This is a genomic window from Burkholderia sp. S171 (assembly GCF_009766085.1).
Taxonomy (GTDB): Bacteria; Pseudomonadota; Gammaproteobacteria; order Burkholderiales; family Burkholderiaceae; genus Caballeronia.
The window spans coordinates 23329-39811 of record NZ_LMUF01000006.1 but is presented as its reverse complement, the minus strand read 5'-3'; the positions used below and the strand labels follow the sequence as shown (position 1 = coordinate 39811).

Annotated in this window: 14 protein-coding genes and 1 tRNA gene; 6 read left to right on the top strand and 9 right to left on the bottom strand. The window is 60.3% G+C overall.

All coding sequences use genetic code 11. The annotated features are described in order from the left end of the window. Positions 1-237: 237 nt before the first annotated feature. The 4 genes from GSQ93_RS01830 (at position 238) to GSQ93_RS01815 (ending at position 2155) form a co-directional block, all read left to right on the top strand. The gene (locus tag GSQ93_RS01830; protein ID WP_158933989.1) at positions 238-825 is read left to right on the top strand and encodes an SIS domain-containing protein; all 588 of its coding nucleotides are present in this window, start codon (positions 238-240) and stop codon (positions 823-825) included. A 20-nt stretch (positions 826-845) separates the two neighbouring features. Continuing rightward, a complete protein-coding gene (locus tag GSQ93_RS01825; protein ID WP_158933988.1) occupies positions 846-1655 on the top strand; it encodes a BON domain-containing protein in 810 nt (269 codons plus the stop codon). Continuing rightward, positions 1652-2011, top strand: a complete 360-nt coding sequence (locus GSQ93_RS01820; RefSeq protein ID WP_158933987.1) for a c-type cytochrome — start codon at positions 1652-1654, stop codon at positions 2009-2011. Before GSQ93_RS01825 ends, GSQ93_RS01820 begins: the two co-directional genes overlap by 4 nt. A gap of 68 nt (positions 2012-2079) precedes the next feature. Then, a tRNA-Ala gene (locus tag GSQ93_RS01815) sits at positions 2080-2155 on the top strand. 533 nt (positions 2156-2688) lie between these two features. On the opposite strand, the gene GSQ93_RS01810 is transcribed toward GSQ93_RS01815, so the two are convergent. Further along, entirely contained in the window at positions 2689-4368 is a 1680-nt protein-coding gene (locus GSQ93_RS01810) for a Na+/H+ antiporter (RefSeq protein ID WP_158933986.1), read from the bottom strand. Between the two features lie 437 nt (positions 4369-4805). Between GSQ93_RS01810 and GSQ93_RS01805 the strand changes: the two genes are divergently transcribed. Continuing rightward, positions 4806-6125: an EAL domain-containing protein gene (locus GSQ93_RS01805; protein ID WP_158933985.1), complete on the top strand. Its 1320-nt coding sequence runs from the start codon at positions 4806-4808 to the stop codon at positions 6123-6125. Between the two features lie 298 nt (positions 6126-6423). Here the strand turns inward: GSQ93_RS01805 and GSQ93_RS01800 are convergent, their stop codons facing one another. From GSQ93_RS01800 to GSQ93_RS01790, 3 genes are all read right to left on the bottom strand, one after another. Continuing rightward, positions 6424-7020, bottom strand: a complete 597-nt coding sequence (locus GSQ93_RS01800) for a mobile mystery protein B (RefSeq protein ID WP_158933984.1) — start codon at positions 7018-7020, stop codon at positions 6424-6426. Beyond that, positions 7011-7406, bottom strand: a complete 396-nt coding sequence (locus GSQ93_RS01795; RefSeq protein WP_254073728.1) for a mobile mystery protein A — start codon at positions 7404-7406, stop codon at positions 7011-7013. The genes GSQ93_RS01800 and GSQ93_RS01795 overlap by 10 nt, the downstream gene beginning before the upstream one ends. Positions 7407-8073: 667 nt before the next feature. Further along, positions 8074-11643, bottom strand: coding sequence for an indolepyruvate ferredoxin oxidoreductase family protein (locus tag GSQ93_RS01790; RefSeq protein ID WP_158933982.1), 3570 nt, complete (start codon positions 11641-11643; stop codon positions 8074-8076). Between the two features lie 251 nt (positions 11644-11894). On the opposite strand from GSQ93_RS01790, the gene GSQ93_RS01785 reads away from it, so the two are divergent. Further along, entirely contained in the window at positions 11895-12548 is a 654-nt protein-coding gene (locus GSQ93_RS01785; protein ID WP_158933981.1) for a glutathione S-transferase family protein, read from the top strand. A 19-nt stretch (positions 12549-12567) separates the two neighbouring features. Here the strand turns inward: GSQ93_RS01785 and GSQ93_RS01780 are convergent, their stop codons facing one another. From GSQ93_RS01780 to GSQ93_RS01760, 5 genes are all read right to left on the bottom strand, one after another. Continuing rightward, complete coding sequence (locus GSQ93_RS01780) at positions 12568-12813, bottom strand: hypothetical protein (RefSeq protein WP_158933980.1); 246 nt, start codon at positions 12811-12813, stop codon at positions 12568-12570. Positions 12814-12875: 62 nt separating this feature from the next. Continuing rightward, complete coding sequence (locus GSQ93_RS01775; protein ID WP_158933979.1) at positions 12876-13106, bottom strand: hypothetical protein; 231 nt, start codon at positions 13104-13106, stop codon at positions 12876-12878. Between the two features lie 115 nt (positions 13107-13221). Beyond that, the gene (locus GSQ93_RS01770) at positions 13222-14145 is read right to left on the bottom strand and encodes a carbohydrate kinase (RefSeq protein ID WP_158933978.1); all 924 of its coding nucleotides are present in this window, start codon (positions 14143-14145) and stop codon (positions 13222-13224) included. A 12-nt stretch (positions 14146-14157) separates the two neighbouring features. Continuing rightward, positions 14158-15426, bottom strand: coding sequence for an AGE family epimerase/isomerase (locus GSQ93_RS01765; protein ID WP_158933977.1), 1269 nt, complete (start codon positions 15424-15426; stop codon positions 14158-14160). Continuing rightward, a complete protein-coding gene (locus GSQ93_RS01760) occupies positions 15423-16448 on the bottom strand; it encodes a LacI family DNA-binding transcriptional regulator (protein ID WP_158933976.1) in 1026 nt (341 codons plus the stop codon). The genes GSQ93_RS01765 and GSQ93_RS01760 overlap by 4 nt, the downstream gene beginning before the upstream one ends. Positions 16449-16483: the final 35 nt, after the last annotated feature.

Below are 16483 nucleotides of genomic sequence, written 5' to 3'. Positions count from 1 at the left end.
CTGCGCGCCGGGTTGATCCGGGTCTTATGGTCTTATGGTTTTATGTTGAACCGCTGCGCGAGAGCGCGTTGCAAAGAACCATGGATCGCGCGGCGCCGGCGCTTAAGTATTGAAGTGGGTGAAGCATCGGCTTCGGAGACCTTGGCAGCAAGCCGTCGAAGCCAGCCGTTGAAGCAACTCATCGAAGCAGTCCGTCAATGAACTACCGCGCATGGCGCGGCCGATAACCGAGAGTCGATGTCCGTCGAACGTATCCAGCAACATTTCCGCGAAAACGCGGCAGTCCATCGTGAAGCACTCGACACGCTTGCTTTCCCCATCGCCGCAGCCATCGACGTGCTGTTCGGCGCGCTCGCCAACGGCTCGCGAATCCTCACGTGCGGCAACGGCGGATCGGCAGCTAACTCACAGAGGCTTGCGTCTGCGCTGGTGGGGCACTTCGAGCGCGAGCGGCCTGGCTTGCCGGCCATTGCGCTGGACGCGAATGCCCTGACGCTCACGGGCATTGGCAACAACTCGGCGTTCGAAGAGATCTATTCGAAGCAGATCCGCTCACTCGGGCAGGCCGGCGACGTGTTGGTCGTCATCTCAACGTCGGGCAACTCGGTCAACCTGCTCTCCGCGATCCAGGCCGCGCATGAGCGCGAAATGTTCGTGATCGCGATGACCGGTGCGGGCGGCGGCGTGATCAGCGAAGTGCTCGCCGATACCGACATCCATATCTGCGTGCCGTCCGAACGGCCGGCACGAATCCAGGAAGTCCATCTGCTAACCATTCACTGTCTGTGCGATGGCATCGACGCGATGCTGCTGGGCGACGAATGATTCTTAAGGGGAACGAGTTGATGAAAAAGACACGCGTCAGGTCGACGCTAGCCAGAGCCACGATGCTGGCGAGCCTGTTGTCAGGCGTTGTGCTGACGCTGCAAGGCTGCCCGCTTGTGGTTATCGGTGCAATGGGTGGTGCGGTGGGCGGCGGTACGCTCGTGGCCACGGACCGGCGCACGCTCGGCGCGCAGACCGAGGACCGCGAGATCCAGGTGAAAGCCAAGTCGCGTATCGGTGAAAGCCTGCCTGATCAGGCGCACGTCAGCGTGACCGTGTTTAACCGGCGTGTGCTGTTGACCGGCGAAGTACCGAGTGATCAATGGAAACAAAAGGCCGAAGAGGTGGTGCGCGGCATCAACAATGTGAACAGCATTGTGAATGAGCTCGCTATCCAGGGCGCGAGTTCGCTGTCATCGCGTACAAACGACGCCTATCTCGAGAGCCGCGTGAAGGGTGCGATGGTCGGTGAGAAAGATATGCGGGCGAACTTCTACAAGGTGGTGTGCGAGCGCGACACGGTGTACCTGATGGGCCTCGTCACGCGTGACGAAGGCACCGCCGGCGCGAATGTGGCGGCGCAGGTCCCGGGTGTTGCGCAGGTGGTCAAGGTGTTCCAGTACATCAAGCCGGAAGATGCTCAGGCGTTGTCGGCCGCGGCTGCATCGGGCGCGAGTGCGCCGGTGGTAACGCCTATCGACAGCGATAATCCGACCGTCGGTGCAGTACCGGATTCCTCGGTCAGTTCAAAGCCGCTCGATGGACAGTCGGCCGCCCCCGTCGTGAATTCTCCTGTGCATCCGGGTAATCCTGCGCCCGCAGCGAAATGAAGCGGTGGCTTTCCATGACCGTGCTCGCCATCGCGATCACGGCCGCGACTGGCGAGGGTGCGCTCGCGGCCGACGCACCCGCCGCTTTTTCTCCCGCCGATGCCATGAACATCGCGGGCAAGAATGCCTGCATGGGATGTCACGCGGTGGATCGCAAGATTGTGGGGCCGTCGTTCCAGCAGATCTCCGCGAAGTACAAGGGCGACACGCAGGCGCAAGCGCGGCTTGAAACCAAGGTGAGGGACGGCGGTAGTGGCGTCTGGGGCGTCTTGCCCATGCCATCGCATCGAACGATGAACGGGGCGGATATCAAGACGGTTGTTGGCTGGATTCTGGCGGGTGCACCGTCGAAATAAGGCGGCCCGCCGGCGGCTTTTGGGCCTTGTCAGACGGTCTTAAGGCTGTGCTATTATCGAGATACGTTGGGGGGGTAGCTCAGCTGGGAGAGCGTCGCGTTCGCAATGCGAAGGTCGGGAGTTCGATCCTCCTCCTCTCCACCATGGTTAAGTTTCACGGTATATGACGACGTGATGTTAAGAAGCCCGCACGGCGCAAGCTGTGCGGGCTTTTTTTGTCTCGCGGCGCATGAGCTGGACCACCGAAATTGGTCGTGCGCGGCCGTGACATTTCTCGATCCGACACATCGGCGCGACTCGATAGTCGGCGAACACATTCCCTCGAAAAACTTAAGCCCGCTTTGAACAGGAGCAACGGCAGCGTCGAATCAGGACGACGTAAGTTCAAGCCTGAACTCGTTCGTTATCCAGAAAAAAACCGCAAAAAAACCCTAAAAAAAACCGCCCAGAGCCGGAGGCTGTGAGCGGACAAGATCGGAGAGTTACAACGACATCATGCACACTCATGGATTGCGCATGAGATGAAGTATGCGGCGGTGGGCGCCTGCGGCGAATACGAAAACTCTTAAAAATTCAGTCGATTGATTCGTTCACGCACATTGTGTCCAAGCCAAGCAGCGGCACGCGGTGGCTCCCGATGCGACAGATCGCACGAAGCAACGAACAGGAAACGTCGACTACGCCGTGCTGCCTTTCTTGCGATTCACGATCGCCGTCTCCGACAAATCGATTTCCCGCATCAGCTTGTTCAAGGTTTCATCGTTGATCGCCTGCCGCGTGCGCATCTTGAGCAACTCCGAGCGCTCCGCCCTCAACGCGGCCATTTTCAGCTTCGTTTCCACCATCTCGCTTTGACGCGCGGCCCGGCGCGGTTCTTCATCTTCGCCGAGCCCTTCAAGACGCCGCCGATACAAACTCATCACGCGCGCGGCCGTATCCGTGCAGCGTGCCGATGCCGCTTCATCCATCTGCTCGCTGAGATTTTCCTGCGCGGTATCGATAGCGCGGATCGCGGCCTGCGCCGCATGCCGGCGCGCGATGCGTTCCTCGGCGGCGTGCGGATCGCCGCGTTTTTTCAGGCCGTTCAGCAGCAAGGGCAAACCGACCACGCCAATCAGCAGCGACATCAGGATAGTCGCCGATGCAATGAAAATCGCGAGATCGCGTCCAGGCAGTACCGACCCATTCGGCAGCACTTCGGGCAACGACAGCACGCCCGCAAGCGTGATTGCGCCGCGCACGCCGCCGATAGTCGTCATCGCGACAGTACGCACGCCCGGCACCGCGTTCGCTACGCCGTGTTTCGCAGCGCCCCGGCTCGAGACCCAGCGCAGTACCCATACCCACGCAAAACGCAGCCCGTACAACCCAATGACCACCGCAGCCACATAAGCGAGCAGCAAGCCGACCTGCTGAAGGCCGTCGTGATGCGCTTCGATCAACGCGCGTCCAATGATGTGCGGAAACTGCAGCCCGAGCAGAATGAACACCATGCCGTTGAACACGAATTCGATCATCGTCCACGTGCTGGTCATCCGGATTCGCGCTGCCGTGGGTATGCCCTCGCGCAGGCTCTGGAAGTTCATCATCATCCCGGCTGACACGGCCGCGAGAATGCCCGAGCAACCGAACCGTTCGGCAATGAGATAGGCCGCGAATGGAATCAGCAGGGTAAGGATGACGCCGGCGGCGGGATCGTCGTCTTCGGACAATTTCGCGACCCGCCCCGGAATGGATGTCACGAGCCAACTGATTGCCGCGCCGATCACCAGACCGCCCGCCGCTATCAGCACGAAACTGATCGCGGCCGCCCGCAACGAAAACACGCCCGTGAGTGCCGCCGCGATAGCGAATTTCAGCGCAACCAGGCCGGACGCGTCGTTCATCAGCGCTTCGCCTTCCAGGATGTGCATCAGGTTCGCCGGAATGCGGCCCTTGCCGGCGATACCGCTGAGCGCAACGGCGTCCGTCGGCGATAACACCGCGGCCAGCGCGAAGGCGACGGGCAGCGGCATCGCGGGGATCATGAAATGCAGAAACCAGCCGAGTGCGCCCACGGTCATGAATACGAGACCGAGCGCGAGCAGCAGGATCGCGCGGCGCTGCATGAAAAATTCGCGTTTCGGGATGCGCCAGCCGTCGGCGAACAAAAGCGGCGGGATGAAGAGCATCATGAATAGCTCAGGATCGAACGTGACGTGCAGGCCGAATCCCGGCCACGCGAGACACGCGCCTATCGCTATCTGGATAAGAGGCAGCGGCAGCGTGAAGGGCAACGCGTTGGGCAACAGGCTGGTGGCGAACCCGGACAGGGCGACCGCCAGCATCAGGATCAAGACAGTGAAAACAATTTCCATAATTTATGCGATCGGGCAGGAGCGCGGCGAGTCGCCAGCGACGCTCCCTTTTAACGAGGAAGGGGCAAAGTTTAGCTTGGACATGCTTAATAGGTCGCCGAAGGGCTGGTTAAAAGGCGCGGACGGCAAATGGAGACCGCACTGCCTTGGTGCATTCGCACGCTGCGCTGCGAACCCGGCGGCCCGTGGCGGTGCACATGCGGGCAGGCACTCAGGAAACGCTAGGACTTGCGTTAGCACGGAGCTTGCTTTATCGAAGGGCGACGGGACGGGTAGATTCCGCTTGAAGATAAACGAGGGCAGTGTATGAAATCAGGATTGAGGGCTTCGGTTGCGCAATGTGGAGCGCAATCGATTGCGTTGATCGACCATGACCGCGACTGTGACCGGTTGCATGAACAAGGATCAAATGCGGGCATCCGGACGGGGAAGGCAAGATGGCAATAGCGAATCCTGACAAGGTGAAGCCAGTCTCGCCGCGAACATTCGAACTGAGCGTGACGTCGGGGTTCGACCGGTATTCGGTCGAACACGGCGGCTGGACTTTGTCGAGTGTGTTTCAGCCGGTGTTCAGCCTGTCGCATATGCGGGCGGTCGGTTACGAAGGTTTGCTGCGAGCGCACGATGCGCTTGATCGCGTGGTGTCGCCGCTCGATGTATTCGGCCAAGCCGCGCGCGTGGGCGAGGCGATGCAGGTTGACCGGTTGTCGCAGGCGCTGCATCTCGAGAATTTCAATGTGCTCGGCACCGGGAACGAGTGGCTGTTTCTCAACGTGCATCCGGCGGCGTTGACCGAGCCGTATCACATGGCCGCGCTGCTGGCGAATCTCAAGCGCTTGCAGATCGAACCGCGCCGCGTGGTGCTGGAGGTGCTGGAGCAACGCGCCGATGACATCGAAAAGCTCGCGGACGCCGTGCAGCATTTTCGCGAGCACGGCTTCCTGATCGCGCTCGATGATTTCGGCGCGGGGCATTCCAATATCGAACGGATTTGGCAACTCGATCCGGATATCGTCAAGCTGGATCGCGTGATGTTGTCGCATGCCGCGCACTCGGCGCATTCGGTCCATGGGACGAGCCACTTGAAGCATCGGCGCAACATGGAAGCAATTCTGTGTGGCGTCGTGTCGCTGCTGCACGAGGCGGGCAAGCTGGTGCTGATCGAAGGAGTGGAGACCGAGCACGAGGCGCAACTGGCGCTCTCGAGCGGTGCGGATTTCGTGCAAGGATTCTTCTTTGGACGGCCAAATCCCGGTCTCGCCGATGCCGCGCAGGCGCACACCTTGATGAGCGAGTTGACCGAGCGTTTCCGGTTGCAGACGGAGGCGAAGGAACGACGCGTGGCGACGCGGCTGCAGCCGTACGTGCGAGCATTCGAGCGCGCGGCAGAACGGCTGGCGGCGGGGGAGCCGCTGGAGGAAGTGTGCTGGAATTTCCTCGCGCTGGATAACGCAGCGCGGTGTTTTCTCCTCGATGCCAATGGACGGCAGGCTGGGCGCAATGTCGTGCTGAGGGCCGATCGCGCGGCGCATGAGGCGCGGCTGCTGCCGCTTATCGATGCGCAGGGGGCGAACTGGTTAAGGCGACCGTATTTTCGGGCGGCGCTGGGCGACCCGGATAGAGTGCATGTGACGAAGCCGTATTTATCGATTAACGAAGCGTTGCCGTGCGTCACGCTGTCGGTCGAGACGCGCATGGGCGGGCAACGGTGCGTGCTGTGCGGGGATATTGACTGGATGGCGGAGGAGGAAGAGTAAAGGGCTTGGTTTCACGACATAACGAAAAAGCCCGCGAATCGCTCTTACCCGTACCACACAGGTGTTGGTAAACGGGCAGGCCTGGTGATTACTGCGAGCCTGTTCGGAGGCTCGCTCTTTACGGGCATTGAACGCCCGTACGAGCCCAGGCCAAGTGGTGCCGAGCGCTGCTGCGCTGGCGATGGCTGAGCTGCGCGGCGTCGACGAAAGAACGGTCGTGCAGGGCTGTACACGCAACAACGCAAAGCTCTTTGTGCCTGTCATAAATGGCTCGACGTCCTTCTTGTCCGTGCGACGGCTAAGAAGTACTCCGCACGAAGACTAAGAGCAAACTGTAGTCACCTTTGTCGGCCGCACGCAAGGCGGTCAAGTAATCCGACCGGGCGTTATCCGCTTCAACCAGTGTCCCGCCGCCTCCCCACGAAAACGGTTCTTGTTTCATGCTGCGCAAGAGCGCGTCAGCCATCATTCGTGAGTGTCGACCATTGCCGTTTGGAAAGGGATGAGTCCACACCAGCTCGTGGTGAAATCGTGCGGCAATCTCATCGGGCGGGAATGTGCCGTTGTCGCCCCACCACCGCGTGTTATCGAAAAGGTTTCTCAGTTTGACGCTGACCTGCGTCCATTCACATCCGATGTTTTTGTCGGACTTGCGGAACGTGCCTGCCCACAACCAGGTCTGATCGAACATTTTCTTGTGAAGGTTGCGACAGAACTCTTCACTGAGGACATCGACCTTGCGTTGACGGCGAGCCCATTGCACGGCTTGCAGGATGTTCTCCTGTTCCCAGTCATTCAGGTCGCCCTTGGTGGCCAGGTGCGTCGGTATCAGCCCTGCAAGCTCGTCAGGGTCGAGCGGTGTCTGGCCGTCCTGTTCGTCTAAAACTATCGCCATAGGTCGGACCAGCGGCCTCGGAGTAGTTCTGCCGTTCGATGCTCAACCTGTTTGCGAAGTCGGTCGGTTGTCGGACGTTGGTCTTCCAGACTCATAGTGTGCGCAACTCCACTCACTTCCTGCAGCGCGATTGAGCGTGCCCGGTCTTCGACCACTTGAGTCAGTGGCTTTCTGGGCATCAGAGCGTAGACCAGCTCGCAGTCCAGCCCGTTAGCCAACTTACGCAGTTGTCCGAGCGTGATTCTCTCCTCAGCTTCCGCCGACTCCGACTTGTGCAGGGTCGAACCGGTAATGCCTAGTCTGTCGGCTTGCTGTCGCTCGGTGAGCCCTAACGACTCTCGGATGACCTTCAGCCATCCACGCGGCGGCGGCCGACGGTTGATCATATCCGAGTACGCTGCGACCGACGCCTGAACCTGCTCAAGCCGGAGCTGCCTCATTCTGGAATCCATTTTACTGCCCTATAGGCTATCAAAGATGAAATAAATGATAGCCCATAGGGCAGTGATTGTGCAGTTTTTGCTTCTCATAAGAGAAGCTAATAAAATCGCATTGCATCATCATAGAGACGCAAAATAGAATAACTTGCTTCATTTTGTAGAAGCAAGCGTCTCTGATTTGCCTGTACTGCAATCCAGCGGTTGCGAGGCAGTTTGCTTCGAACATCGGTCGCACGGCCCGATAAAAGAACGCCGAACATTGACGCTTTGCGCATGTAGCACCTGATCGTGGCCCTGTATTTCCGCAAATTCTTTCAGTCCCGCCGGTTTGCCTGGTATTTCGGAAGTGGGCCTCTGAAGCTGGTCTCGAAGGTCTTTTTTCCGGTTTCTGCTCGCCATGGTCGGACTCGACGTCGAGAAATCGCGCCCGTCAGCTCCCGGAAATGTTTCCGGCAAGAAAAAGACCCGCAATCCCCTTTGGGACGCGGGTCTCAGCGCTAAGTAGCTCAAAAACCAACACCTTTGAGGTTCCGGTAGGAATCGATCGCGGGCCTTTTCGTTTGTGCGGGATATGGCCTATGGTGCGGCTATCCAACTGTTTAGGGCACGGTCTTCACTTCGCCACCACGACCGGAATCCCTCTCAACGCTCCAGCACCTTTGACCTCATCGAGTGATGCCTTTACATACTGTCCCGTCTTCACCTCGATTCCCAACTTCACTCCAAGATCCCGCTCCCGCCGCTTCACCATCGACAGATTCGCCAGCTTCACGTGTCCATAACCGCGAATGCGTTCGTGCAGCAGCGCGAGGGCTTCAACATCTTTCGCGTTGTCCGGCGTCATTGCTTCAAGCGCTTGTTGAATGGTGATTTCATAGTCTCCGGGAAGCTCGCGTTCCATTTTCCGTTCGAGCGATTTACCGAACGGATCGATGACCGTTCCCCGCAATCCGCGCACCTTCGACATCATCCCCAGCACTGGCCAGAGCCATTGCCCAAACGTCATTTTCCTCGGTTGGCCACCGTTTTTGGCCTTCGATAAAACCGGCGGAGCCATATTAAATTTCACCGCGAAATCCTGACCCGCCGTGCCTTCGAACTGCGCTTCCAGCGCTGCCCGGAATGCAGGATCGGTGTGAAGCCGCGCGACTTCGTATTCGTCCTTCACAGCGAGCAGCCGATAAAACGTCGAAGCTACCGCTCGCGTCACGGCATCGTTGCGATGCGCCGCCGCAGCCGAAACCAACGCCCGATATCGCGTCACGTAACTCGAACCGCCATAAGCCAGCAACCGTGCTTCTCTATCCGCGATCAACACATCCAACGGCATCGCAGCCATCTCGACACGCGGCGTAACAGCCGCTTTGCGCAGCGCTTCCAGCGCATCCAAATCCGCCGCAGCCAGCCGGCCGATCGCAAACGCCAGCTTGTTCATCGGCACGGCGACATTGTTCAACTCGATCGCGCGCATCAACGCGGCATGCGACACCGGCACCAGTCCAAGCTGCCACGCATAACCCAGCATCAAAATATTCGCGCCGATGGTGTCGCCGAGAAAACGCGTCGCCAAAGCTTGCGCGTCGCACGTGTTCATGCGCTCGGCGCCCGCCGCGTGCTGCATCTTTTCCAGCAGCGACCCGGCGTGAAGGTTCGCATCAGGATTCTGCACGAACGTCGCGTTCGGTATCGCGTGCGTGTTCACGACAATCCGCGTACGCCCATGACGCACCGTTTGCAGCGCGTCAGCGCTCGCGCCAACGACCATGTCGCAGGCGAGCAGCACATCGGCTTGCTGGGTATCAATGCGCACCTGGTTCAGCAACGCATCGGTGGAAGCGAAGCGCACGAACGACAGCACCGCGCCGCCTTTCTGCGCGAAGCCCATGAAGTCGAGCACCGACGCGCTCTTGCCCTCCAGATGTGCAGCCATGCTGATCAGCGCGCCAACCGTTACCACGCCCGTGCCGCCGACGCCGGTAATCAAAATGTCGTAAGGCGCGTTATCGAGTTCGAGCCTGGGTTCCTGCAACGCATCGACACGTGCCGCGAGCGCTTCAGGATCGAAGACATTGCCTGCGGCTTTCTTGAGCTTCGCGCCTTCGAGCGTGACGAAGCTCGGGCAGAAACCATTCACGCACGAGTAGTCCTTGTTGCACGACGATTGGTCGATGCGGCGCTTGCGTCCGAGTTCGGTTTCAACCGGTTCCACCGATAAACAATTGCTCTGCACGCCGCAATCGCCACAGCCTTCGCACACGGCTTCGTTGATAAACAAGCGTTTATCCGGATCGGGGAACTCGCCTTTTTTCCGGCGACGCCGTTTTTCCGCTGCGCAGGTTTGATCGTAGATAAGGACGGTAACGCCCTTGATATCACGTAACCGCCGCTGGACTTCATCGAGTTCGCGCCGATGATGGAACGTCGTGCCCTTCGGAAACTGATCGTGATGGCCGTCGTATTTCTCGGGTTCATCGCTGACTACAACGAGCGTCGCAATACCTTCCGCTTCAACTTGCCGCGCGATTTGCGGCACGGAAATGCTGCCGTCGACGGGCTGGCCGCCGGTCATCGCGACGGCGTCGTTGTACAGGATCTTGTAGGTGATGTTGGTCTTCGCCGCGGCCGCCTGGCGAATAGCGAGGATTCCTGAGTGAAAGTAGGTGCCATCGCCGAGATTCTGGAACACGTGCGGCGTTTTCGTGAACATGGAATGCGACGCCCAATCCACGCCTTCTCCGCCCATTTGAATCAGACCAGTTGTATCGCGCTCCATCCACGACGCCATGAAGTGGCAGCCGATCCCGGCCTGCGCGATGGACCCTTCAGGCACTTTCGTCGATGTATTGTGCGGACAGCCCGAGCAAAAATACGGCGTGCGTTTGACGGCATCAGCGGCATTCGACAGGATTTGCGGCGCGACGAGATCCACGACTTTATCGCGACGATCCAACGCCGGCTTGTGCCGCGCGAGCCAGTCCGCGAACACGGGTAATACACGCGATGGGCGCAGTTCGCCGAGCGCGCTCAGCAGCATTGCACCGTCCTGCGCGTTCTTGCCGACCACGATCGGTCGCGCGCCTTGTGTCCGGTTATACAAATGGTCCTTGATCTGCTGCTCGATCACCGGGCCCTTTTCTTCGATGACCAAGACCTCGGAAAGACCTTCCACGAAGGTATCGAGACGCGTGGTTTCCAGCGGAAACGACAGGCCCACTTTATAGATGCGCACGCCGGCGTGATCGAGGTCATCGACGGTGAGATCCAGGCGGCGCAACGTTTCCATCAGGTCGAGATGCGCCTTGCCGCACGTGACGATGCCGACGTTCGCATGCCCGCTCGGTGCGATCCATTTATCGATGGAATGCGTTTTGGAAAAATACCGCACGGCGTCGAGTTTGGCGGCCAATCGCGCTTCAATCGTCAGGCTCGGCAAGTCGGGCCAGCGATTGTGCAGGCCGCCTTCGGGCGTGACGAAACCCTGCGGCGCGGGCCACACGGTCTGGAACGCATCGAGGTCCACAGTCGACCCAGATTCCACCGTCTCCGATATCGCCTTGTACCCCACCCACGCGCCCGAAAAGCGCGACAACGCCCAGCCGTAAAGACCGAACTCGAGCATATCGGCAATATTCGACGGGTTCACGACCGGCATGTGCCAGCCGATCAGCGCCTGATCCGACTGATGCGGCATGGACGACGACACGCAGCCGTGATCGTCGCCCGCCACGACCAGCACGCCACCGTGCGGCGACGAACCGTACGCATTGCCGTGCTTGAGCGCATCGCCGGCTCTATCCACGCCCGGGCCCTTGCCGTACCACATTGCAAAGACACCTTCCACGGTCCGCTCGGGATCCGATTCCACCCGCTGCGTGCCCAGCACAGCCGTGCCGCCGAGCTCCTCGTTGATCGCGGGCAGAAAACGCACGTCATGCGACGCGAGGAGTTTTTTTGCTTTCCACAATTGCTGATCGACCATGCCAAGCGGGGAACCCCGATAACCGCTGACAAAACCTGCTGTATTCAGCCCGGCGGCGCGATCGAGCTGGCGCTGCATCAGCACCAGCCGAACCAATGCCTGCGTGCCGGTGAGAAAGATCCGGCCGTGCGCGGCATTGAGGTTATCGGTAAGTTGGTAGTTGGCTAGCGGAGGGTTATCTGAAAAAGGCACACGCGCGTTCATGGATGAGGCTCCGGCGTTTTATCGATGAATTGAGAGGATGTCGCCATTCTTCCTCGACATAACCGGAAGGTTTTTGCGTTCTTGGCGATCGAACGCCCGTACCAGAAACAAAATCGATCTTTATTGAGATGAATGAGCGGAAATCACCTGCCGGATGGCTAACGTGTGGTTAACCCGCGCCTCGAAACGCTCAGGAGCGGGTAATCTGGACGCTCCCTGACAATGCCGCGCCACAAGAAAGGAATCCGCCCATGAAGCTCTACTACTGGCCGAAGACGCGTGCGTTTCGCGCGTTATGGATGCTTGAGGAACTGCGCGTGCCGTACGAGTTTGCCTACGTGAACATTCGGGCAGGAGAGCAGAATGCGCCTGCGTTTTGCTCGGTGAACCCCATGTCGAAGTTGCCCGCGCTGGATGACGACGGTGTGTGCGTCGCGGAATCGGGTGCGGTGCTGCTCTATCTCGCCGATAAATACCCGCAAGCCGGGCTGGGCGTCCCGCTTGACGATCCGTTGCGAGGCCGTTTTCTCCAATGGATGTTTTTCACGGGCGCTTGTCTTGAGCCTGCAATGGCCGAAAAAATGACGGGCGCACCGGGCAACAGCGTGAGTTTCGGCTGGGGCGATCTGAGCCGCGTGGAAAAGGCGATTGAATCGGCGCTGGACGACGGTCCGTGGCTGCTTGGCGAGCGCTTTACAGCAGCCGATATCCTTGTATCGAGCACGCTGCAGATCGCCTATATGGCGAAGCTGATCGCGCCGGGAGGGGCGTTGTCGGAGTATGTCGCGCGGGCGACGTCACGGGACGCACACGAACGCGCGGCACTAATCGATAAAGAGGAAGCGCAGAAGGTGCCGTCAGCCGCCTCGCAGCAGCAGACGGGCACGGTGAGTCTGAAGCCCTGAAGTCCGTCTGGATCAAGGTTTAGGGAAAGGTCTTCGGCTTGGGAATGCCCGCGCCGGCTTCAATGTCGGCGACGGCTTGCACGTGCGCGGCACCAATGGCGTCGGTGGGGCTCGACAAGCCGTTATCGCCGCCAATGGTTTTCCACGGCTGCACCGCTTTGTCGAGATGGCGGATTTCGTATTCCGCGTCCCAGCGCGTCCCTTGCAGTTCGATGGGCCGAACGTGGATGGAATAGACGCCGTAGAGGAAGAGTTGTTCAGGCATTTTGGTTCTCCCGTTCAAGCGAAGTGGCAACGGCGGCGAGCAATCCCCCCGTTGCCGGCTTCTCAGAGTTCGAGCTCGCCGAGGATCCGGTGAGCGAGCGCTCGGGCTTCTTCCAGCGCTTCTTCTTCGGACAGCGACGTGGCGGCGACATCGTACTGTTTCGGCTCGGAATCCTCGCCGTCTTCGCCATCGTCCCGAACCAGCGTGACAACGCCTCGAAACTCGCCGCCGTCTACGGCATGCGCGCCGATGGTCGCGGTGTAAATGCCTTTCGTGTAGATCGTATCTTCCATGATGTACCTCCGGCAAAGGTTGAATCGATGCTAGCACGCGCATTTATCGCGCGTGTGACCGTCTCGCATTGCCGGGCTAGCGGTATGGGTGGGACCCCGCCGTCAGACCCCGCCGTCAGGCCAGCAAATTCTCCACTTCTTCCAGCGACGGTGAGTGCGCCCCCGACCTCCGGCACGCTGCCGCGCCTGCCGCAAGCGCGAAACGCAGATGATCAGGCCAGCCGCCGGCGCGTGTCATCAAGCTGTAGAGCAAGCCCGCAATGGACGCATCGCCGGCGCCGACCGTATCGGCGACATCGACTTTGGGCGGGCTCGCCTGCCAGGTTTCGCTTCCGACGTGCAGCGTGGCTTCGGCCGATCCTCGTGTAACAAGCACGGTGGCTTGCGGGTTCATCGCACGGATTTCGGCGAGGGCGTCGGCTTCATTCGGGATCGATGGGAAGAGCTTGTGCAGGTCTTCATCGGAAACTTTGATCAGGTCGGCAAGCGCGGCCATTTTGCGCAAGGTTGGCTCGTAGCCATGCGCCATCAGGTTTCGATAGTTTGGGTCGAAGCTGATCTTCACGCCGTGCTCGCGCAACTGCGCGGCAAGACGGGCGAGCGTGTCGCCGAGCGGCTGGCGCACGAGGCTGATACAGCCGAAGTGCGCCCATTTCACCGAGTCCATCCAGCCGGACGGCAGAAGGGTGGGATCGAAGGCGAGATCTGCGCCGTTTTCACCCATGAAGTAATAGGTCGGCGGCTGCGTTTTATGGACGATCGCCAGCAGCGGCGGCCGCTCGACGCGCTGCATGAAGCGCATGTCGAGGCCGGCCGCGACGCTCGCATCCCAGAGTTCATCGGAGAAATTGTCCGTACCGAGCGAACCGGCACATGCCGTCGGCAAACCGAGATGCGCGACGGCGCGTGCGACGTTCCAGCCGGCGCCGCCCGGTCGCGACAGCCAGTCTGACGGCCCGGTGCGGATCAGGTCGGTCAGGATGTCGCCGGCCGAGACGAATTGGGGGAAGGTTGAGTTGGAAGTTGAGTTGGAGGTCATCGTGCTCACCGTTTAGCTTGTCGCTTTCGCTGTCTCGCGGCTTTGTTGGGGTGCGTCCGCTGCGCTTATCGCGTTCAGCACTTCGTAGCACGCGCCCATCGTGTGGTAATCGGTCTTGCCGGCGGGACTCTTTTCGTCGCCGTACTTGCGGTTGTCGCAGGTCAGGATGCGGAACCACGCGCCATATTCGTGATCGACGAAATGTGCCCAGCTATACCGCCAGAGCTCGTCGTAGCAATCCCAGAATCGCTCCAGACCTGTCCGCTTGCCGAGCAACGCTGCGGTGGCGAAGGTCTCGGCCTGCACCCAGAAGTATTTGTCGTGGTCGCAGATGGAATTGTCCGGGCCGAAGCCGTAGTACAGGCCGCCGTGCTGGTCGTCCCACGCGCGGTTGAAGCCGGCATCGAATAGTTCGATAGCGCGCGGCGCGAGCCATGGCAACGCGCGATGCCGCTCCAGGATCAGCAGCAGCTTCGCCCACTCGGTCTGATGGCCGGGCTGAAAACCCCACGGACGGAAGATGTTGGAACTGTCGGATTCGTTGTAATGCCAGTCGATTGACCAGTCGGTGTTGAAGTGCTCCCAGACGAGCCCGTTGCTCAATCGCGCCTGGCGCAACGTGATGTTGCCGGCGATTTTCTCCGCGCGATCCAGATACAGCACATGGCCGGTCGCTTCGTACGCGGCCAGCAACGCTTCGGTCGCGTGCATGTTGGCGTTCTGCCCGCGATACGGCGACAGCTGCCAGTCGGGCGTGGCTTCATCGGCGTATAGACCGGCGTCCGTGTCCCAGAAATGCTTGTCCATCAGCTGGAAGGTTTCATCGATCAAAGGCTTGGCTTCATCGATACCCGCCATTGCCGCGTGCGCGCACGCCAGCAAAACGAACGCGTGGCCGTAGCAATGCCGCGTGCCGTCGAGCGTGCGTTTCGCGCCGTCGCGCCATTCGATTTCCCAGTCATAGCCTTCATTCACCGCGTCCCAATGCGCGTTGCGCAAGAACGCGAACGCGTGACGGGCGTTGTCCTGATGCTCCTGACCGCCGAACTGACGGAACGCCATCGCGTGGTTGAAGACGAAGCGCGTGCTGCTGACAAGGTGACGCGTGGTGTGGTCGTAGACCGTGCCGTCGTCCTTGAAAAAATGAAAAAAACCGCCCGAGTCGTCGCGGGCGGTTCGTGCGTAGAACGCAAGTGTGTGGCGAACGTGGTCGAGGAGGAAATCGCGGCTGCGAAAGTCCGGTTCTGCCGAACCCGCCACGTGCAGAGCGGTTGAGTTCATACCGATGTCTGTGTCCGTGTTATGGCCGAGCTCGCGCGGGGAATCAGATGCACGGGCACGAGCGTGTCGGTGGTATTCGCGTCGTCGTGGTTCTGCGCGGTTTCCAGCAGCAATTCCACGCCGCGCCGTCCCAGCGCTTCCTTGTCGACCGTGACCGTGGTGAGCGGCGGCGTGTTTTGGGCTGCGGCGGGAATATCGTCGAAACCGACAAACGCAATGTCTTCCGGCACCCGCAAACCGTGCGCGAGACAGACGCGCATGGCAGCGAGGGCCGCAGCATCGTTATAGGCGAAAACGGCGTCGGGGAGCGGTGCGGATTGCGCGCGCGCCTGCGCGATCAGGCGCTCCATGGCGTCGGCGGCGGCCAGGTCGGCATCGATAGCGGGCTGCGTGGTGACTTCGAGCGTCGGGTTAAAGAGTAATCCTGCTTCGAAATACGCCAGCCGGTATCCCATTGCACGCTGGGAGATGCTGTAGTGCGCCAGCGATCCGCCAATGAACGCAATCCGCTTGCGTCCGAGTGCGAACAAGTGCTGCATGGCGAGCGCGGCGCCCCGGGCGTTATCGACGTTGACCGAGCGAAAACCCGGTGCGCGCAAATCGATCAGTACGACTGGCCGGTTCATGGAGCGCAGATGCGTAAGCAGCTCCGGCTCGATAAATCCCGCAACCGCGACGGCGTCCGGCGCGTGCAGGCGCATTTGCTGGGCGAGATCATGTGTTGGACCCGCTGTCAGTACTGACGGCACCAGCCGCCGCTCGCGGCAGGCTTCTTCGAAACCGTGCAACACATGGGAAAAGAACGGGCTGACCGCGAAATTATTGTGCTGGCGATGAAGCAGGAACGTGACGCGCCGGATTCGAGTACGAAGCTGGGCGGCGTCGTAGCCAAGCTGCCGCGCCGCTTCCACCACGCGTTCACGCGTTGTTTCGGACAAGCCCGGCTGGTTTTTAAGCGCTCGCGATACCGTGCCGATCGACACACTGGCTGCGCGCGCGACATCGCGAATGGTGGTGGCCATCGGGTCTCTCGTCTCTGCGTTGCGTGGATTTGTTT